We start from the raw sequence: 17,650 nt of genomic DNA, 5'->3' as shown, positions 1-17,650 counted from the left end.
AGTAGTTTTACCATGGTCAACGTGGCCGATAGTACCGACGTTGACGTGCGGTTTTGTACGTTCAAATTTTTCTTTAGACACGGCTTTATTCCTTACTATAGTACTCTCCCTCTTTGGAGAGAGCACGGGACTTTGGTTTTAACCCTGCGGCTTATTTACCACGGGCTTCAATTACGGCCTGAGCAACGTTGTTCGGCGCATCATCATACTTCAGGAATTCCATAGTATAAGACGCACGACCTTTGGTCAGAGAACGCAGCTGAGTTGCATATCCGAACATTTCAGACAGCGGAACTTCAGCGTGGATCTTAACGCCAGTAACTTCAGATTCCTGACCGCGCAGCATACCGCGACGACGGCTAAGGTCACCGATTACGTCACCGGTGTTCTCTTCCGGAGTCTCTACTTCAACCTTCATGATCGGCTCAAGCAGAACTGGTTTTGCTTTCTTAAAGCCATCTTTAAAGGCAATAGACGCAGCCAGTTTAAACGCCAGTTCAGAGGAGTCAACGTCGTGGTAAGAACCGAAGTGCAGACGCACACCGAGATCAACTACCGGGTAACCCGCCAGCGGACCAGATTTCAGCTGTTCCTGGATACCTTTATCAACGGCCGGGATGTATTCGCCAGGAATTACACCACCTTTGATGTCGTTGATGAACTCGTAACCTTTCGGGTTTGAGCCCGGCTCCAGCGGGTACATGTCGATAACAACATGACCATACTGACCGCGACCACCAGACTGCTTAGCGTGTTTACCTTCGATATCGGTAACTTTCGCACGAATCGCTTCGCGGTAAGCAACCTGAGGTTTACCGACGTTCGCTTCAACGTTGAATTCACGTTTCATACGGTCAACGATGATGTCGAGGTGCAGCTCACCCATACCGGCGATAATGGTCTGGTTAGATTCTTCATCAGTCCATACGCGGAATGACGGGTCTTCTTTCGCCAGACGGCCCAGAGCCAGACCCATTTTTTCCTGGTCAGCTTTGGTTTTCGGTTCTACCGCGATGGAGATTACCGGTTCCGGGAATTCCATACGTTCCAGAATGATCGGATGATCCGGGTCACACAGGGTGTCACCAGTGGTCACGTCTTTCAGACCGATAGCAGCAGCGATGTCGCCAGCGCGAACTTCTTTGATCTCTTCACGTTTGTTAGCGTGCATCTGAACGATACGACCGAAACGCTCACGTGCAGCTTTCACGGAGTTCAGGATGGTATCACCAGAGTTAACCACACCGGAGTAAACACGGAAGAAGGTCAGGTTACCAACGAACGGGTCGGTAGCGATTTTGAACGCCAGCGCAGAGAACGGCTCTTCATCACTTGCGTGACGCTCAGCCGGAGTATCTTTACCATCGTCCAGGATACCGTTGATCGCAGGTACGTCAGTCGGGGACGGCAGGTAGTCAACTACCGCATCCAGCATCGCCTGAACACCTTTGTTCTTAAATGCAGAACCACAAGTTACCAGGATGATTTCGTTGTTCAGAACACGCTGACGCAGAGCTTTTTTGATCTCTTCTTCAGTCAGTTCTTCACCACCCAGGTATTTCTCCATCAGCTCTTCAGAAGCTTCAGCAGCGGATTCGATCAGGTTCTGGTGCCATTCGTCAGCCAGATCCTGCATCTCAGCCGGGATATCTTCGTATTCGAAGGTAACGCCCTGGTCTGCATCGTTCCAGTTGATGGCTTTCATTTTCACCAGGTCAACAACACCGGTGAAACCTTCTTCAGCACCAATTGCCAGCTGCAGCGGAACCGGGTTCGCGCCCAGACGGGTTTTGATCTGACCAACAACTTTCAGGAAGTTAGCGCCCATGCGGTCCATTTTGTTAACGAACGCAATGCGCGGAACTTTATATTTGTTTGCCTGACGCCATACGGTTTCAGACTGCGGCTGAACACCACCAACGGCGCAGTAAACCATTACCGCACCGTCAAGAACACGCATGGAACGTTCTACTTCGATGGTGAAGTCAACGTGCCCCGGGGTGTCGATGATGTTTACGCGATGCGGTTCATACTGCTTCGCCATACCAGACCAGAATGCAGTAGTCGCTGCGGAGGTAATGGTAATACCACGCTCCTGCTCCTGCTCCATCCAGTCCATGGTTGCGGCGCCGTCATGAACTTCACCGATTTTGTGGTTTACACCGGTGTAGAACAGAATACGTTCGGTAGTCGTGGTTTTACCGGCGTCGATGTGCGCACTGATACCAATGTTACGGTAGCGTGCGATGGGTGTTGTACGAGCCATTTGATTCCTCGTTTGTCTCTTTAGGCGTTCAGATTTAAGTTGCCAAACGGCGGGCCACTTGCTTGAAGCGCCCGCCATGTGACTAAAACTCCGAAGGGATTACCAACGGTAGTGTGCGAACGCCTTGTTGGCTTCGGCCATACGGTGAACGTCTTCACGTTTTTTAACTGCAGTACCTTTGTTGTCCGCAGCATCGGAAAGTTCGTTCGCCAGGCGCAGAGCCATGGATTTATCACCGCGTTTACGAGCAGCTTCAACGATCCAACGCATTGCCAGAGCATTACGACGAACCGGACGAACTTCAACCGGAACCTGATAAGTAGAACCACCAACGCGGCGAGACTTAACTTCGACAGTCGGGCGCACGTTTTCGAGAGCTACTTCGAAAGCTTCCAGTTCATTTTTACCAGAACGCTGAGCCAGGGTCTCAAGCGCGCTGTATACGATTGCTTCTGCAGTAGATTTTTTACCGTCTACCATCAGGATATTGACAAATTTAGCCAGCAGTTCTGATCCGAACTTCGGATCCGGCAGAATTTTACGCTGACCAATAACACGACGACGTGGCATGGAAATACTCCGTTGTTAATTCAGGATTGTCCAAAACTCTAAGAGTTTAGTTTGACATTAAAGTTAAAACAGTTTGGCCTTACTTAACGGAGAACCATTAAGCCTTAGGACGTTTCACGCCGTATTTGGAGCGAGATTGCTTACGGTCTTTAACACCGGAGCAGTCGAGCGCGCCACGTACAGTGTGGTAACGAACACCCGGGAGGTCTTTTACACGACCGCCACGGATCAGGATCACGGAGTGCTCCTGCAGGTTGTGACCTTCACCACCGATGTAGGAAGTCACTTCAAAACCGTTGGTCAAACGAACACGACATACTTTACGCAGTGCGGAGTTCGGTTTTTTCGGGGTGGTAGTATATACGCGAGTACATACGCCACGTTTTTGCGGGCATGCTTCCAGCGCAGGCACGTTGCTTTTTGCAACTTTGCGAGCGCGTGGTTTGCGTACCAGCTGGTTAACTGTTGCCATTAAATAGCTCCTGGTTTTAGCTTTTGCTTCGTAAACACGTAATAAAACGACCTCATATAATATGAGGACGCAGAATTTTATGGCTGTGCTTAAAAGGTGTCAAGAAATATACAGCGATCACACATTACCAATGCATCTGAACAGCGTTTTTCACCGTCAGGCTAACGAAATCAGTATAGCCAACCCTGACAACGCTGCTTGAAATTTGACCACCCAGACCACGGGCATCGATATCTTCTTTCAGCGCGTGCACAGTTATGGGGGCGTTTAGCAATAACTCAACATAGCGCCCATTTTGCAAGGCCGCCGTTACGCCATCTGAAAGCAGCAGCAGATCGTCGCCGGGGCGCAGCAAACGGAGCATCGACGCCATATCACACTGCCAGGGAGAGCGGGACAAGGTATGCAGCATAAATGCCTCAAAAGGTCAGAACGACGGTGTAGCTATCGAGCTTTTCGCGCAGCGCGTCCGGTTCCAGGCGCTGAGCCGGCAACACGAAGGTTGTCTCCTCGCCTAACCCACGCTCACGTAGCGAATCTGCACACAGCCAGCACTGTTCGATATCATAAAGCGGCAGAACTTTAAACGTCGCGATGTAATCGCGCGCTAATACCCCATCCGGCCGCTGATTGGCCAGCAACTGGAATACACCATCACCAATAAAAAACACGCCAATATCGTCGGTAAACGCAGAAGTCGCCAGCAACGCATCCAGCCCTTCGCGACCAGAAGAGGAGCCATGCGGCGCTGAAGTAAATACAAAGGCGATACGTTGCATCAGAATTGCACCACCCGATCGCAAGAGAGCGCGGCTTCCGCCAGCGCGCCAAGGCCGGTCAGTGAAAAACCGGCTTGCAGATTTGCACCAGGCAGCGCCAGACGTTGTGCTTCGGCATCATCAACAACGCCACGACGCAATGCGGCGGCAACGCAGATATGCAGCTCGACCTGATGTTCCTCATTCAGGCGTTGCCAGGCGCGAACCAGGTCAAATTCATCACTGGCGGGCGCAGTGAGCGCGTTGGCATTGCTCACCCCTTCGCGATAAAAAAAGACGCTGGCTAGTGTATGCCCGGCATCCAGTAGCGCCTGCGCAAACTGGTACGCGCTGCTGGCCTGTTGCGTACCATACGCCGGGCCGGTGACCATCAGGGCAAAACGCATTAACGATCCTGTACGGAAAAATCGCCGCTTTTGAACTGGCGGATATAGAGGTAAACGGTGTGCTTGGAAATATTGAGGCGATCGGCGACCTGGTTGATAGCATCTTTGATATCAAAGATTCCCTTCTCGTAGAGGTTCAGTACGATCTGGCGATTCTTGGCGTTGTTGGAAACGTTACGATCAGCGTTGACCTCTTCAATGGTGAACTCCAGCGTTTGCATGACCAGATCTTCCACCGAGGAAGCAAAGTTCACCGAAGAGCCAACATCAGGCGTTTCCGGCGGCACAAAGGTGCTCATGATCTGTGAGAACGGCACATCAAGGTTCATGTTGATGCATAACAGGCCAATCACGCGGTGATCGCGGTTACGGATAGCAATAGTGACGGACTTCATCAGCACACCGCTTTTCGCACGCGTGAAGTAGCACTTCGATACGCTACTGTCGGCACCGGTCATATCATGCAGCATGCGCAGGGCGAGATCGGTGATGGGCGAGCCAATTTTACGCCCTGTGTGTTCGCCATTGGCAATACGGATTGCGGAACATTTCAAATCTTGCAGGGAGTGCAAAACGATTTCACAGTGGCTGCCAATGAGCATCGCTAACCCGTCCACCACCGCTTCATAGGATTTCAGGATATCGAAGTCGGTCTGATCGAAAGGACGTTGATCCAGTAAATCAAGCTCACTGGTTTCGTTGGTTAATAGCGACCTGGACATGAAAAAAAACACTCCTTTTCAGGAACCTGTCGTTATGTTTTCAGGGCAGGCTCAGTATTTATATGGGGATATAAATTAATACATCGTAGGTTAAGCTTTCCAGAATTATATCCCTGCTGCAAAAAAAAACGCCGCCCGAAGGCGGCGTTATTGCAAATTTTATTTCTTACTGGTGTCTGCGGCTTTCGCGTCTGCAGCTTTATCACCGGCTGCCGGAGCAGCATCTGCCGTCGGGGCGTCAGCTTTCGGCGCTGCGGCATCGGCTTTCGGCGCGGCCTTGATATCCAACAGCTCAACATCGAATACCAGCGTGGAGTTAGCCGGAATACCCGGAACGCCAGTTTTTCCGTAAGCCAGTGCCGGCGGGATAACCAGTTTGATCTTGCCGCCTTTTTTGATGTTTTTCAGGCCTTCAGTCCAGCCTGGGATAACACCATCAAGACGGAAAGAGAGCGGCTCACCACGGGTGTAAGAGTTATCGAACTCTTTACCGTCGATCAGCGTACCTTTGTAGTTCACAACAACTGTGTCGCTGTCTTTCGGCGCATCGCCGGTACCTTCTTTCTCTACTTTGTACAGCAGACCGGTATCGGACGTTTTCACACCTTTCTCTTTAGCGAAGGTGTCACGGAAGGCTTTGCCTTTCGCTTCGTTGTCAGCAGCGTCTTTTTCCATGCGATCCTGCGCGGCAGTTTTCACACGGGTCTCAAACGCTTGCAGGGTTTGTTCGATCTCCTGGTCACTCAGTTTGCTCTTATCGGCAAACGCGTCCTGAACACCAGCGATCAGCTGAGCTTTATCCAGTTTGATGCCCAGTTTTTCCTGCTCTTTCAGCGAGTTTTCCATGTAGCGGCCCAGCGAAGCGCCCAGCGCATAGGCGGATTTCTGGTCGTCATTTTTAAATGCCGCTTTGCTGTCAGCTGCTGCAGCCGGTTCTTTCTTTGCAGCAGCATCGGCAGCGAAAGAGATCGGTGCGTGAAGGGCGACGGCCATCGTGGTCGCCAGCAGCGTGACTTTAAACAGTGATTTCATCCATTTCTCCAGGGGCCGGGGCATCTCGCCCCAGGGTTAAACAAAAAGTAAGAGACGTACTATAAAGCGTTGCGGTGGAAATCAACATAAGGACACCACCTGAATTCACCTGTTTTCTGACTATTTTTGTTTAAATAAGTTTCTGCTTTTCTTTGCCAGAGCTGTACCTGGCGGCAAAGTTAAGTAAAATTCGCCCGTTTAATGAAAATCGGGCCGGACGCAATCCAGAGGTGATGTATGCATGAGTTAACAATAGAAGCGCGACTGGCGGAACTGGAAAGCCGGTTGGCTTTTCAGGAGAAGACCATTGAGGAATTGAACCAGACGGTTGTCGCCCATGAACTGGAAATGGCGAAGCTGCGCGAACATCTGCGGTTAATGGCAGAAAAGCTCAAAGCCAGCCAGCCTTCGCACATGGCATCCCCTTCCGAAGAGACGCCGCCGCCCCATTATTAAGGCGTAAAAAAAGCGGGTTTCCCCGCTCATCACTGACGCTATGGATTTCGTGTTGCAGGCAGGCGACAAACTTGAAAATCCCCGGGAGCACAGAAAACTATGCGACCGGGGTTTAAAAGCGAAGCCAACGCCCCTGCGACGCGAAAGACGACGCGTATTAGTGGCAACCGCAGCCACCGTTACCGCCGCAACCACCTTTCCCGTGGTCATGACCGTGATCGTGACCGTGGCCGCCGCAGCAACCGTCATGATCGTGGTCGTGGTCATGATCGTGACCATGCGGACCGTGAACGTGGCCGTGAGCCAGCTCTTCTTCGGTTGCTTCGCGGATAGCGACAACTTCAACGTTGAACTTCAGATTCTGGCCAGCCAGCATGTGGTTGCCGTCAACAACAACGTGGTCGTCTTCCACTTCGGTGATTTCTACCGGTACCGGGCCCTGGTCGGTTTCCGCCAGGAAGCGCATGCCAACCTGCAGCTCGTCAACGCCCATAAAGACGTCTTTCGGTACGCGCTGCACCAGGTTTTCGTCGTACTGACCGTAAGCGTCGTTCGCGCCAACAGCCACATCGAATTTGTCGCCGACTTCGTGACCGTCCAGCGCGTTTTCCAGACCAGAGATCAGGGAACCGTGACCGTGCAGGTAGTCCAGCGGCGCACTCACCGGAGACTCATCAACCAATACACCGTCTTCTGTACGTACCTGATAGGCCAGGCTGACCACCAGGTCTTTTGCTACTTTCATGATATCTCCTGAGCGTGGGAAAATTACTGGCGCAGATTGTAGCGGAATTCTGCACCCGTGTACCCTTTAGCTTAAAAAAAGCTGCCCGATCTCGCTAGTCCGGATGAAAAATGCCAATCACTTGCTCATCTTTGCGAACATGCTCGCGGGCTTCTTTATCCGCTTCACGCATCTGGTGCCCACACTTAACGCACTCAACAATATCAACATTATTCTCACGCCACATTGCCATTGAGTCCTTCGCCTGGCATGCCGGGCAAACCGCCCCGGCGATAAAACGTTTTCGTACAGCCATTCGATTCCCCTTATTCAAACTCGTCCCAGCCATCCAGCTGGCGACGCTCTTGCTGCATTTCACGCTGGAAAATCTCCTCCAGCTCGCGCCGCGCTTCGCGGACACGGGAAATTTGCATCGTATCGGTATGCACCGGCATCAGCTCGCGCAGCATACGCATATCTAAACGTTTAAAGTGCAGTTGCGCACGCTGAGCCTGATGCGGATGCATCCCCAGCGAAATAAGCGTCTTGCGTCCTAACTCCAGCGCACTGGAGAAGGTCTCGCGGGAAAACTGCGTCACACCGGCCTGCAGGAGTTCATGTGCTTCCACACGCCCACGGGCGCGAGCCAGGATTGCCAGGTTCGGAAAATGCTGCTGGCAAATCTCCACCAGCTTCATCGTATCCAGCGGGTCATTACAGGTGATGACGATCGATTGCGCCGCCTCCGCGCCCGCCGAGCGCAGCAGCTCAACCTGGGTTGCATCCCCGTAATAGACCTTATAACCATATTTACGCATCAGGTTGACGGCGCTGATATCGCGCTCAAGCACGGTAATGCGCATCTTGTTCGCCATTAACAAGCGGCCAATCACCTGGCCAAAACGCCCAAACCCCACCACAATCACCTGCGGTTTGTCGTCTTCCACCCATGGAGTCTCATCTTCATCTTCCGGGGTGTTAAAACGCCGGGAGAGAAGTTTATCCACGCCGCGCATCAGCAGCGGTGTGGTCATCATCGACAACGTGACGGTGACCAGCAGCAGCGCCATTTGATCGTTCTGGAACAAGCGCTGAGAAGACGCCGAGGAGAACAAGACAAACGCGAATTCACCCCCCTGGCTTAACACACCGGCGAACTGCATACGCTCCGAACTGCGCAAACCGTATATTCGCGCCAGCCCGTACAGCACCAGTGATTTCACTGCCACCAGTACCGCAACGCTCAGTACCACCCATAACAGATGGGTATAGAGCACCCCAAGGTTCAGCGCCATGCCAACGGAAATAAAAAACAGCCCCAGCAACAGCCCCTTAAAAGGCTCGATGGCGATCTCCAGCTCGTGGCGATATTCACTTTCAGCCAGCAACACACCGGCGATAAAGGTTCCCAGCGCCATCGATAACCCCAGCGCATCCATAAACAGCGCCGAGCCAAGCACCAACAGTAAGGTCGCGGCGGTAAACACTTCACGCACGCCGGAACCGGCAATAAAGCGAAACACAGGCCGCAGCAAATAACGCCCGCCAATCAACATGCCCGCGAACGCCAGCACTTTCATGCCAACCTTCATCCAGTCGAGATGCTCATCACCATTGCCCGCCAGCAACGGCACCAGCGCCAGCGCCGGGATCACAGCTAAATCCTGAAACAGCAGCACCGAAAATCCCAGTTGGCCGGATTCGCTGCGGTTCATGCCTTTATCGCGCATCAGTTGCAGCGCCATCGCGGTGGAAGACATCGCCAGGCCGATACCGCCAATCACCGCCGCCTGCCAGGAAAATTGCGTCAGCATCAGCAGCCCGGCGAGGATCGCCGCACTCAGCAGCACCTGCGCCGCGCCGACGCCAAAGATGGAGCGCCGAAGTTCCCAAAGTTTTCGCGGGTTCAGCTCCAGCCCGATGATAAACATCAGAAACACCACGCCCAGCTCGGAGAAATGGAGGATTTCATCAACATCGCTGATAAACCCCAGCCCCCACGGGCCAATCGCGATACCCGCAAGCAGGTAGCCGAGCACCGCGCCAATCCCTAAACGCGCGGCAAGCGGAACAGCGACCACCGCCGCAAAAAGAAATAACACACCGGCCAGTAAAAGCGCGGAACCTTCCATTAACGGCCTCCCACAGGCAACGGTGACGCCAGCCAGTCACCATACGCTTTGGCGTGACTCGCCAACTCCTGCGGCTGTTGCCGGCGCGCCCAGTACACAATAATCGGGCTTAACCAGTGCATGCGGCACATGGCGGCAGTCAGCTCAAAGGGGCGCAAAATATCATTCATGGAGTAGCGGTTAAGCCCATCGTGGCGATACGCGGCCTCCGGTTCCCCGGTGGTGACCACGCTACGCCAATACTTTCCCGCGAGTTGGTTCCCGCCAATGCCGCTGGCAAAGCCACGGCTTAACACACGATCAAGCCACTCTTTGAGCAGCGCCGGGCAACTGTAGGTATATAACGGATGTTGAAACACAATGACGTCATGCTCACGCAGCAACGCCTGTTCATAAGGAATATCGATAAAAAAGTCAGGGTAACGGGCATAAAGATCGTGCACCGTGACATTTTGCAGCTGCGTTGCCGGCTTAAGCAAAACCCGGTTAGCCACCGAGTCCTGTGATTCCGGATGGGCATACAGCAGCAACACTTTCGCTGTCTGCGACATCATTCCCCTCCCGGGTGTCAAACTCTGGCGAGCGGCCTGTGGGCGCTGCCAGAATGATTTTGTCTATCATCTTCATTTTGGGCTACCATTGCGGCCCCGGTGCGTCTTTTGGCCGCACTCTTACATTATCATAATGACAAATTAACATAGTCTGAACATACGGCGCCTTATGATTGTTTTCTCCTCGTTACAAATTCGTCGCGGCGTGCGTGTCCTGCTGGATAACGCCACAGCCACCATTAACCCGGGCCAGAAAGTAGGCCTGGTGGGTAAAAACGGCTGCGGCAAATCAACGCTGCTGTCGCTATTGAAAAACGAGATCGGTGCCGACGGCGGCAGCTTCACGTTTCCCGGCACCTGGCAACTGGCATGGGTGAACCAGGAAACGCCAGCGCTGAATGAAGCGGCTATAGACTATGTAATCGATGGCGATCGCGAATACCGCCAGCTTGAAGCCGAACTGAACGCCGCCAACGAACGTAACGATGGTCACGCCATCGCCACCGTGCACGGAAAGCTCGACGCCATCGACGCGTGGACTATTCGCGCGCGCGCGTCCAGTCTGCTGCACGGTCTGGGTTTCAGCAACGAGCAACTGGAGCGCCCGGTAAGCGACTTCTCCGGTGGCTGGCGTATGCGTTTAAACCTCGCGCAGGCGCTGATTTGCCGCTCCGACTTACTGCTGCTTGATGAACCGACCAACCACCTCGATCTCGATGCGGTGATCTGGCTGGAAAAATGGCTGAAAAGCTACCAGGGGACACTGATTCTGATTTCCCACGACCGTGATTTTCTCGATCCGGTGGTGGACAAAATTCTGCATATTGAGCAGCAAAGCCTGTTCGAATATACCGGCAACTACAGCTCGTTTGAGCGCCAGCGCGCCACACGCCTTGCTCAGCAGCAGGCCACTTACGAAAGCCAGCAGCAGCGCGTTGCCCATCTGCAAAGTTTTATCGACCGCTTCAAAGCGAAAGCCAGCAAGGCGAAGCAGGCGCAAAGCCGTATCAAAATGCTTGAGCGTATGGAGCTGATTGCCCCGGCGCATGTTGATAACCCGTTCCACTTCAGTTTCCGCCCGCCGGAAAGTCTGCCTAACCCGCTATTAAAGATGGAAAAAGTGAGCGCCGGTTACGGCGATCGCACCATTCTGAACGCCATTAAGCTCAACCTGGTGCCGGGTTCGCGCATTGGCCTGCTGGGGCGTAACGGCGCGGGTAAATCCACGCTTATCAAACTGCTGGCCGGTGAGCTGGCGGCGCAGAGCGGTGAAATCGGGCTGGCAAAAGGTATTAAGCTCGGTTACTTCGCCCAGCATCAACTGGAATTTTTACGCGCCGACGAATCGCCGTTGCAGCACCTGGCGCGCCTCGCACCGCAGGAGCTGGAGCAGAAACTGCGCGATTACCTGGGCGGCTTTGGTTTCCAGGGCGATAAAGTCACGGAAATAACCGAGCGCTTCTCCGGCGGCGAAAAAGCGCGTCTGGTGCTGGCATTGATCGTCTGGCAGCGTCCAAACCTGCTGCTGCTGGATGAACCGACCAACCACCTCGATCTCGATATGCGCCAGGCACTGACCGAAGCGCTGATTGAGTTTGAAGGCGCGTTAGTGGTCGTGTCGCATGACCGCCACCTGATTCGCTCCACCACAGACGATCTCTACCTGGTGCACGACGGCAAAGTAGAGCCGTTCGAAGGCGATCTGGAAGATTATCAGCAGTGGCTGAGCGACGTGCAAAAACAGGAGAGCCAGCCTGCGGATACGGTGAAAGAGAGCGCCAACAGCGCCCAGGCGCGCAAAGATCAGAAGCGCCGGGAAGCCGAGCTGCGCACGCAAACTCAGCCGCTGCGCAAAGAGATTGCCCGGCTGGAAAAAGAGATGGAAAAACTTAACACCCAGCTTGCCCAGGCCGAAGAGAAACTCGGTGATAGCGGGCTTTACGATCAAAGCCGTAAAGCAGAGCTCACCACCTGTCTGCAACAACAGGCGGCGGCAAAATCGGGCCTCGAAGCGTGCGAGATGGCCTGGCTGGAAGCGCACGAGCAACTGGAAGCCATGTTGCAAGGGGAGTAACACGCAACAACGGCGGCGGGAGAGCTTATGAATCTGGATATCACCAACGACATTACGTTTCGCAAGCTGGGCATCTTCATGACCTTTATGGAAAAAGGCAATATTGCGCGTGCCGCCGAAGCGCTCAATCTCAGCGGCGTGAGCGTACACCGTGCGCTGCACACGCTGGAAGAAAATGTCCGTTGTCCGCTGTTTGCCCACAAAGGCCGTAACCTGATCCCGCTGCCTGCCGCGTGGACGCTGCTGGAGTATTGCCAGGAAGTGACGCAGTTAATGGAGCGTGGGCTGGATGAGGCGCGTAAAACTGCCGGCGTTGGCCAGGGGCGGTTGCGCGTTGGCACGCTCTACTCCCTGACGCTGGAAACCGTACCGCGGCTGATAATGGGAATGAAATTGCGGCGTCCGGATCTGGAGATGGATCTGACGATGGGCTCGAACGAAGCGCTGTTGCAGATGCTTGAGGAAGGCAGGCTCGACGCGATTTTGATCTCCATTTCAGAAAGCGAAATCGACCGCAACAACCTCGAAGTTCTGCCGCTGTTTCATGACGACATCTTCCTTGCCGCACCGGCGAGCGCAACGCTTGAAACCGATACGCTGGCCGATCTGCGCGACTACCGCACGCAAAAATTTGTCTCGCTGGCCGAAGGCTTCGCCACCTATGCCGGTTTTCAGGAAGCGTTTCATATTGCCAGTTTTGAGCCGGAAATTGTCACCCGCGTCAATGACATCTTCTCTATGCTGAGCCTGGTGCAGGCGGGCGTCGGCTTTACGCTGATACCGGGAAGAATGAAGAAAGTCTACGAAGGATCAGTGCAAATGTTGCGCCTCGCCGAGCCGTATCAAATGCAGCAGTTGATCGCCATTGTCTTTTCCCGCAATCGCGAGCGCGATCCCAACTTGCTGGCGCTGGCGGCGGAAGGCCGCATGTACGCCCGCAGCCTGCAAGAAAACATTACGCCTGCATCCTGAGGCGATTCGCCAGATGTACCGCCACCTCCACACCGCTGCGCTCCAGCGAAATGCTTTCGCCGTTCCACGCGGCTTGCCGGGTCAGGCAGGTCAGAATACCGCCCGGCGGCATTTCAATCGCCAGCCGCGCGTCACGTTCATTAGCGGCAACGGCCGCCTCCTGCCAGCGCACGGTGCGCGCCATATTCCACGCCAGATCGTCAGCGATTTTCTCCGGCTGCCATAACACGCGCCCGGTGCTACCGCTTAAATAAGCGCACTGCGGGCGGCGGAGCGTCACATCTGCAAACGCCTGCGCTAGTTTTTCGGCGGGTTTTTCCAGCAATGCACAGTGGGAAGGTACGCTGACCGCGAGGCGCTGCGCCTTGCTGGCCCCTTTTGCTAATGCCCGTTGCGCCACCTGCGCCATCGCCTCATCGCTGCCGGCAATAACAATCTGCGTTTCGGCATTGAGATTAGCGATATAGGCTCCGCTGCCTTCGATCAGCGTTTCCACCGTAGGCAACGTCAGCCCCATGATCGCCGTCAGCCCGTAACCATGCGGATACGCCTGTTCCATTAAATCACCACGCAAGGCCACCAGGCGCAGCGCATCCTGAAAATCGAGCGCGCCGGCCACGACCGCCGCCGGATACGCGCCAATCGACAGGCCGCTGGTGATATCCGCTTGCACGCCCCGCCGCTGTAATTCGCGCGCCCAGGCGACACCGGCAATCAGCAGCGCCAGTTGAACCGCGCGGGTATGTTTTAGCGATTCGGCGGTATCGAGGGTGTCGATTTCCGCACCCAACAGGTCGCGGGCCTGGTCCATTTCACTGCCGGGAAGCGCTTGTAACATGCCCGGGCGTTGTGTCCCCTGCCCCGGAAAAGTAAAGATGATCTTCATGAATCCTCCCTTTGCCACGGATCGCTCACCAGACGCGGTCCGTGGTTGGTTTTCAGCATCACCCGCCCGTCACGCAGCCACTCGGCTAAGGCAAAGCCGCCGTTCGGCGTTTCCACCTGGGTATCCGCCCGGCAAAGCCCGCCGCTAAGCTGCTGTTGCCAGCGGGCCAGATCGCGAATGGAGAGCGGTTCCGGCGCGCGGATCAGCAAGTCGAGATCGCTGGTCGCATGGATAACCGGAATGCCGGTCGCCAGCGCATAACCGCTGCTGCCGGTCACTCCCCACGTCCACGGCCAGCTAAACTGCGCCAGTTGCAGCGCCAGTTGTACCGGTGGCTGGGAGATAAACGGCGAACGCGGCAGTTCTTGCGGTGCGACCAGTTGTTCGGGTGAGACCACACGGATAACCTGTTCAGGCTTTACCCACCCCGCCGCGCGCTGGTCGCGGCGCAGGCCGCGTACGCCAACGGGGATGCGTCCGTTTTGGGCAACATCACGCCGCACCACCACCGGTAAACCGGCGTGCCAGATCTCTGCGACCCAGGGTTCGGTTACCCCTTCCAGCGCATCTTGTGCGCGAAGCCAGAGCAGATCGTGTGGGCGTAATGTTGCGGTCATGATTACATTCCTGAAGTCAGCGAGATAAACAGCGGCAGCGACAGGATACAGAGCACAGAGCTCAACAGCAGCACGGCTTCTGCATCCGGCGATTGCACGCCAAAGCGGTTACCAAATACCACACCGAAGAAACCTGCCGCCAGGGCAATCATCAGGATAGCGGTGATTGCCACCGAACCGTGCAGACCCAACACCAGCACAATTCCCCACGCAATCGCTGGTTGGATCAGCAGCTTGGTGATGGTGGCAGAAATAACCATGGTGTTAATCGCCAGTTTTCGCGCCGAGAGGATCACACCGGTCAGGAACAGCGCCGCAGCCGTCGCAGCGAGACCAAGCGGTTTGATGGATGCCAGTACCAGTTCCGGCATTTTGATACCGATAGCGGAGAGCACCACGCCCAGCAGCGGCCCCCAGACAATCGGTTTTTTCACCGAGCGCCACATCAGTACCGGCAGCATGGCCAGCGTAGAACCGGTGTTGTCACCCGCGGCTCGCGCTTTTTCACGCTCAAGGATCAGTAAGCAGAACGGCGTCATCAGCACGGAACCACAGGCGATGGAAACTGCAACGGAGAGCGATGTCGACGGGCCTTCACCCAGCACGCTGCCCAGAATTGGCAGGCCGAGCGCGGCGTAGTTCGGCAGCGCGACAGTCAGCGTCAGTACGGCGGCATCCTGCGGCGATTTTTTGAAAACCGAGGTCGCCAGAAAATAGATGGCGGCATAGGTAATCCACATGGAGAGGGTCAGCACCAGAATCAGCGGTGACTGCGCGATGATCCCGGTCCACGGCGTCTGCACGGTAGCGCTAAACAGCGCAGCGGGCAGAGCAAAATCCATTACAAAGATATTCAGCAGGGAAACGTTTTTGTTGTCGACCATTTTGGCCTTTCCCGCCCAGAAACCCAGCAACATGATGACAAATATCGGTGCGAGGGCATGAACAATTACGTAAGTCATAAATCACCTGTAAGCCTTTAAAAGGAAAAGAAATAGCACTAGCGCGATGGTTATTATTTTCAGTAGCGCATGAGCGCGGCGTGCGCGCCCATGCGTTGCTATCTGGCAGGTTTCTTTTTACTTACCAGCTCGCTTTCATGCGTTCGCGCACAAGAGCGGAGCTGCGGCGGTTGTCGGCACCCAGACGGTTTTTCAACGTGGTGTCCTGACGAGCGTTGTTGATGGCCTGGTGCAAGGTGCTCTGCACCTGCGCCAGGTCGGCGTCTGACGGCGCGTCCGGGTTGCTGATGTTCAGCAGATCGGCAAGCAGCCCCAGTGTCGCGTAGTTACTGATGTCATAAGCCATCGGCGGAATGGTGGCCGCCAGTTTTTCAAGCGCCTCCACGGTACGCAAGGTAATGCGCGCCGCCGACTCTTTGCCCATGGCGTGGATCAGCACACCGGCATCGTTAAAGGCGATCAGGCGGTTCGCCTGGTAGCCGTGGGCCAGAAACGCCCCGGACATCGCTTTACCGACGATCAAACCAATCACCGGATGCCCCGCCAGCCGCGCATTGGCGTAAGCCGCAGCCGCACCGGCTAGCGCCTGGTGAATACCAAAGGCTTCTTCACGACGACCATAGGCCTGGCTTGGCACATCAATCACCGCAATGATTGGGCGCTTCACGCTGTTGTTGGCATCGGCGGCAACGGTTTCGCTTACCACTTTCGCCAGCGTCCAGCCCTCCAGCAGACCGACTTCACCTTTTGCCGCACGCGGATAATGGTTGTTGGCATCCGGCACCACAGCAATGAAACGCACTGCTTCGCCATTAACCTTGCCATCGGCTGCCCGTACGGACGGGCACAGCCCGCTCAGACGTGTTGCATTCGGCGCCAGTTTTTCCAGCCATAACGCGCCGCGGCTTACTGTCGTACTCATGCTTTCCCCTCCCCGGCAAACAACGCGCTGATCTGTTCGGCATCCGCTTGTTTGCGGGTGTCGAAGTGGGTCAGACGTTGCAGATAATCGTCGTAGTTATCGGTGCGATGTTTGGCCGGTACGCCTTTGGCAATCGCCTCATTCATCGCCTGTTTCACCGCATGGATGCCATCGCCGACCAGCGCATCCACCAGCCCGCTGCGATAACGCACTTCGCCGCCAGTCATGCTCCAGATAAACGGACGGTCGCGGGAGTCGTACTCTTCAATCCCGGCTTCCTGTTCGATAACCTGCGGGCCGTTCAGACCAAGACGGGCTTCGCGCGTCACAATCAGGTAGCTACAGAGCGCAGCGGCGATAGACATCCCGCCGAAGCAGCCAACCGTACCGGCAACGATGCCGATAACCGGCGTGTAACGGCGCAGGTCAACAATCGCCGCGTGAATATCGGCAATCGCCGCCAGTCCAAGGTTGGCTTCCTGCAAGCGCACGCCGCCGGTTTCGAGGCACAGCACCGCCTGGGTCGGGATGCCGTTACGGTTATCTTCCGCCGCCAGCTCAAGTGCCGCCGCCATTTTCGCGCCGGAAACTTCGCCCATGCTGCCGCCCTGGAACGCGCCTTCAATCGCCACCACAACCGCCGGCTGACCGTTGATGGTGCCTTTGGCGACCACCATGCCGTCATCGGCCTGCGGTACAATGCCCTGCGGGCCTAACCACGGCGAAATAATGCCTTCAAACGGATCCAGCAATTCGCGGTAGCTGCCGTCATCGAGCAGTGCCTGCGCGCGCTGGCGCGCTTTGAGTTCGATAAAACTGCGATCGTCACGCATAGCTCACCTCTTCGAATACCTGTTCGATACGGATGCGCGCCACACCGGGCGTCGCGCCGAAATCGTGGATCACAAGCTGGCCCGCAGGCAGCGTGCTTACCAGACCGAGACGGTTGAACAACGCTTCCCAGCGTCCACGGCTGTTATCCACGGAGGTGGTGATCTCAATTGTCAGTGTTTGCCCCTGGTCGGCGGTGAATAACACCTCCATATCCCCGGAGCCCACAACGCCCGCCAGCGCTTTACCGCGTAATGCGCGGCCAGCAGGCACGGTTATAGTAATGTGTTCCATAA

22 protein-coding genes are annotated in these 17,650 nt (G+C 55.4%); 3 read left to right on the top strand and 19 right to left on the bottom strand.

What is annotated here, in order from left to right; all coding sequences use genetic code 11:
• The 9 genes from O3S68_RS18725 to fkpA all read right to left on the bottom strand — a co-directional run.
• Window positions 1–81 (bottom strand): elongation factor Tu (locus tag O3S68_RS18725; protein WP_003842260.1); only part of this gene is annotated, 81 nt, incomplete at its 3' end.
• A gap of 70 nt (window positions 82–151) precedes the next feature.
• A complete protein-coding gene (gene fusA, locus O3S68_RS18720; RefSeq protein WP_020455498.1) occupies window positions 152–2,266 on the bottom strand; it encodes an elongation factor G in 2,115 nt (704 codons plus the stop codon).
• Window positions 2,267–2,365: 99 nt separating this feature from the next.
• Complete coding sequence (gene rpsG, locus O3S68_RS18715) at window positions 2,366–2,836, bottom strand: 30S ribosomal protein S7 (protein ID WP_007369802.1); 471 nt, start codon at window positions 2,834–2,836, stop codon at window positions 2,366–2,368.
• A gap of 97 nt (window positions 2,837–2,933) precedes the next feature.
• Window positions 2,934–3,308, bottom strand: coding sequence for a 30S ribosomal protein S12 (rpsL, locus tag O3S68_RS18710; protein WP_003023654.1), 375 nt, complete (start codon window positions 3,306–3,308; stop codon window positions 2,934–2,936).
• 124 nt (window positions 3,309–3,432) lie between these two features.
• Complete coding sequence (gene tusB, locus O3S68_RS18705) at window positions 3,433–3,720, bottom strand: sulfurtransferase complex subunit TusB (RefSeq protein ID WP_045507925.1); 288 nt, start codon at window positions 3,718–3,720, stop codon at window positions 3,433–3,435.
• 7 nt (window positions 3,721–3,727) lie between these two features.
• Entirely contained in the window at window positions 3,728–4,087 is a 360-nt protein-coding gene (tusC, locus tag O3S68_RS18700; protein WP_269232195.1) for a sulfurtransferase complex subunit TusC, read from the bottom strand.
• Window positions 4,087–4,473, bottom strand: coding sequence for a sulfurtransferase complex subunit TusD (gene tusD, locus O3S68_RS18695; RefSeq protein WP_097406528.1), 387 nt, complete (start codon window positions 4,471–4,473; stop codon window positions 4,087–4,089). The genes tusC and tusD overlap by 1 nt, the downstream gene beginning before the upstream one ends.
• Window positions 4,473–5,195 carry a helix-turn-helix transcriptional regulator gene (locus tag O3S68_RS18690; RefSeq protein WP_017459895.1) on the bottom strand — a complete coding sequence of 241 codons (723 nt, stop codon included), beginning with the start codon at window positions 5,193–5,195 and terminating at the stop codon, window positions 4,473–4,475. Before O3S68_RS18690 ends, tusD begins: the two co-directional genes overlap by 1 nt.
• Before the next feature lie 159 nt (window positions 5,196–5,354).
• A complete protein-coding gene (gene fkpA / locus O3S68_RS18685) occupies window positions 5,355–6,227 on the bottom strand; it encodes an FKBP-type peptidyl-prolyl cis-trans isomerase (protein WP_269232194.1) in 873 nt (290 codons plus the stop codon).
• A gap of 237 nt (window positions 6,228–6,464) precedes the next feature.
• On the opposite strand from fkpA, the gene O3S68_RS18680 reads away from it, so the two are divergent.
• Entirely contained in the window at window positions 6,465–6,683 is a 219-nt protein-coding gene (locus tag O3S68_RS18680; protein WP_020455503.1) for a protein SlyX, read from the top strand.
• A gap of 157 nt (window positions 6,684–6,840) precedes the next feature.
• Here the strand turns inward: O3S68_RS18680 and slyD are convergent, their stop codons facing one another.
• From slyD to kefG, 4 genes are all read right to left on the bottom strand, one after another.
• Complete coding sequence (gene slyD / locus O3S68_RS18675) at window positions 6,841–7,428, bottom strand: peptidylprolyl isomerase (RefSeq protein ID WP_017459892.1); 588 nt, start codon at window positions 7,426–7,428, stop codon at window positions 6,841–6,843.
• A gap of 94 nt (window positions 7,429–7,522) precedes the next feature.
• On the bottom strand, window positions 7,523–7,723 hold the full coding sequence (locus O3S68_RS18670; RefSeq protein ID WP_017459891.1) for a YheV family putative zinc ribbon protein: 201 nt from the start codon (window positions 7,721–7,723) through the stop codon (window positions 7,523–7,525).
• Window positions 7,724–7,733: 10 nt separating this feature from the next.
• A complete protein-coding gene (gene kefB / locus O3S68_RS18665; RefSeq protein WP_045507920.1) occupies window positions 7,734–9,539 on the bottom strand; it encodes a glutathione-regulated potassium-efflux system protein KefB in 1,806 nt (601 codons plus the stop codon).
• Window positions 9,539–10,093 (bottom strand): glutathione-regulated potassium-efflux system ancillary protein KefG, encoded by a 555-nt coding sequence (gene kefG, locus O3S68_RS18660; protein WP_071925236.1) that lies wholly within the window; start codon window positions 10,091–10,093, stop codon window positions 9,539–9,541. The genes kefB and kefG overlap by 1 nt, the downstream gene beginning before the upstream one ends.
• Window positions 10,094–10,259: 166 nt before the next feature.
• Between kefG and O3S68_RS18655 the strand changes: the two genes are divergently transcribed.
• Both O3S68_RS18655 and O3S68_RS18650 read left to right on the top strand, forming a co-directional pair.
• Window positions 10,260–12,164, top strand: a complete 1,905-nt coding sequence (locus tag O3S68_RS18655; protein ID WP_269232193.1) for an ABC transporter ATP-binding protein — start codon at window positions 10,260–10,262, stop codon at window positions 12,162–12,164.
• Between the two features lie 27 nt (window positions 12,165–12,191).
• Window positions 12,192–13,136 (top strand): LysR family transcriptional regulator, encoded by a 945-nt coding sequence (locus O3S68_RS18650; protein ID WP_269232192.1) that lies wholly within the window; start codon window positions 12,192–12,194, stop codon window positions 13,134–13,136.
• Here O3S68_RS18650 and mdcH read toward each other — a convergent pair.
• The 6 genes from mdcH to mdcC form a co-directional block, all read right to left on the bottom strand.
• Window positions 13,120–14,022 carry a malonate decarboxylase subunit epsilon gene (mdcH, locus tag O3S68_RS18645; protein ID WP_269232191.1) on the bottom strand — a complete coding sequence of 301 codons (903 nt, stop codon included), beginning with the start codon at window positions 14,020–14,022 and terminating at the stop codon, window positions 13,120–13,122. The genes O3S68_RS18650 and mdcH overlap by 17 nt on opposite strands.
• Window positions 14,019–14,639, bottom strand: a complete 621-nt coding sequence (locus tag O3S68_RS18640) for a malonate decarboxylase holo-ACP synthase (RefSeq protein WP_269232190.1) — start codon at window positions 14,637–14,639, stop codon at window positions 14,019–14,021. Before O3S68_RS18640 ends, mdcH begins: the two co-directional genes overlap by 4 nt.
• 2 nt (window positions 14,640–14,641) lie before the next feature.
• Window positions 14,642–15,601, bottom strand: a complete 960-nt coding sequence (locus tag O3S68_RS18635) for an AEC family transporter (protein ID WP_160268485.1) — start codon at window positions 15,599–15,601, stop codon at window positions 14,642–14,644.
• Window positions 15,602–15,722: 121 nt separating this feature from the next.
• Window positions 15,723–16,523, bottom strand: coding sequence for a biotin-independent malonate decarboxylase subunit gamma (mdcE, locus tag O3S68_RS18630; protein ID WP_269232189.1), 801 nt, complete (start codon window positions 16,521–16,523; stop codon window positions 15,723–15,725).
• Window positions 16,520–17,356, bottom strand: a complete 837-nt coding sequence (locus tag O3S68_RS18625) for a biotin-independent malonate decarboxylase subunit beta (protein ID WP_097406518.1) — start codon at window positions 17,354–17,356, stop codon at window positions 16,520–16,522. Before O3S68_RS18625 ends, mdcE begins: the two co-directional genes overlap by 4 nt.
• Complete coding sequence (gene mdcC / locus O3S68_RS18620; protein WP_020455512.1) at window positions 17,349–17,648, bottom strand: malonate decarboxylase acyl carrier protein; 300 nt, start codon at window positions 17,646–17,648, stop codon at window positions 17,349–17,351. Before mdcC ends, O3S68_RS18625 begins: the two co-directional genes overlap by 8 nt.
• Between the last annotated feature and the right edge of the window lie 2 nt (window positions 17,649–17,650).

Source organism: Kosakonia sp. SOY2, from assembly GCF_027109175.1.
Classification (GTDB): Bacteria; Pseudomonadota; Gammaproteobacteria; order Enterobacterales; family Enterobacteriaceae; genus Kosakonia.
Note: the sequence above shows the minus strand (reverse complement) of the source record. Positions and strands in the feature narration are given on the sequence as shown.

Bases quoted from the DNA above. Each gene is read 5' to 3' on its own strand.
- kefB (WP_045507920.1), bottom strand. From the start codon at position 9,539: ATGGAAGGTTCCGCGCTTTTACTGGCCGGTGTGTTATTTCTTTTTGCG.
- O3S68_RS18625 (WP_097406518.1), bottom strand. From the start codon at position 17,356: ATGCGTGACGATCGCAGTTTTATCGAACTCAAAGCGCGCCAGCGCGCG.
- fkpA (WP_269232194.1), bottom strand. From the start codon at position 6,227: ATGAAATCACTGTTTAAAGTCACGCTGCTGGCGACCACGATGGCCGTC.
- rpsG (WP_007369802.1), bottom strand. From the start codon at position 2,836: ATGCCACGTCGTCGTGTTATTGGTCAGCGTAAAATTCTGCCGGATCCG.
- fusA (WP_020455498.1), bottom strand. From the start codon at position 2,266: ATGGCTCGTACAACACCCATCGCACGCTACCGTAACATTGGTATCAGT.
- mdcE (WP_269232189.1), bottom strand. From the start codon at position 16,523: ATGAGTACGACAGTAAGCCGCGGCGCGTTATGGCTGGAAAAACTGGCG.
- O3S68_RS18650 (WP_269232192.1), top strand. From the start codon at position 12,192: ATGAATCTGGATATCACCAACGACATTACGTTTCGCAAGCTGGGCATC.
- O3S68_RS18655 (WP_269232193.1), top strand. From the start codon at position 10,260: ATGATTGTTTTCTCCTCGTTACAAATTCGTCGCGGCGTGCGTGTCCTG.
- O3S68_RS18635 (WP_160268485.1), bottom strand. From the start codon at position 15,601: ATGACTTACGTAATTGTTCATGCCCTCGCACCGATATTTGTCATCATG.
- tusD (WP_097406528.1), bottom strand. From the start codon at position 4,473: ATGCGTTTTGCCCTGATGGTCACCGGCCCGGCGTATGGTACGCAACAG.
- O3S68_RS18640 (WP_269232190.1), bottom strand. From the start codon at position 14,639: ATGACCGCAACATTACGCCCACACGATCTGCTCTGGCTTCGCGCACAA.
- kefG (WP_071925236.1), bottom strand. From the start codon at position 10,093: ATGATGTCGCAGACAGCGAAAGTGTTGCTGCTGTATGCCCATCCGGAA.
- mdcH (WP_269232191.1), bottom strand. From the start codon at position 14,022: ATGAAGATCATCTTTACTTTTCCGGGGCAGGGGACACAACGCCCGGGC.
- rpsL (WP_003023654.1), bottom strand. From the start codon at position 3,308: ATGGCAACAGTTAACCAGCTGGTACGCAAACCACGCGCTCGCAAAGTT.
- O3S68_RS18690 (WP_017459895.1), bottom strand. From the start codon at position 5,195: ATGTCCAGGTCGCTATTAACCAACGAAACCAGTGAGCTTGATTTACTG.
- O3S68_RS18680 (WP_020455503.1), top strand. From the start codon at position 6,465: ATGCATGAGTTAACAATAGAAGCGCGACTGGCGGAACTGGAAAGCCGG.
- slyD (WP_017459892.1), bottom strand. From the start codon at position 7,428: ATGAAAGTAGCAAAAGACCTGGTGGTCAGCCTGGCCTATCAGGTACGT.
- mdcC (WP_020455512.1), bottom strand. From the start codon at position 17,648: ATGGAACACATTACTATAACCGTGCCTGCTGGCCGCGCATTACGCGGT.
- tusB (WP_045507925.1), bottom strand. From the start codon at position 3,720: ATGCTGCATACCTTGTCCCGCTCTCCCTGGCAGTGTGATATGGCGTCG.
- tusC (WP_269232195.1), bottom strand. From the start codon at position 4,087: ATGCAACGTATCGCCTTTGTATTTACTTCAGCGCCGCATGGCTCCTCT.
- O3S68_RS18670 (WP_017459891.1), bottom strand. From the start codon at position 7,723: ATGGCTGTACGAAAACGTTTTATCGCCGGGGCGGTTTGCCCGGCATGC.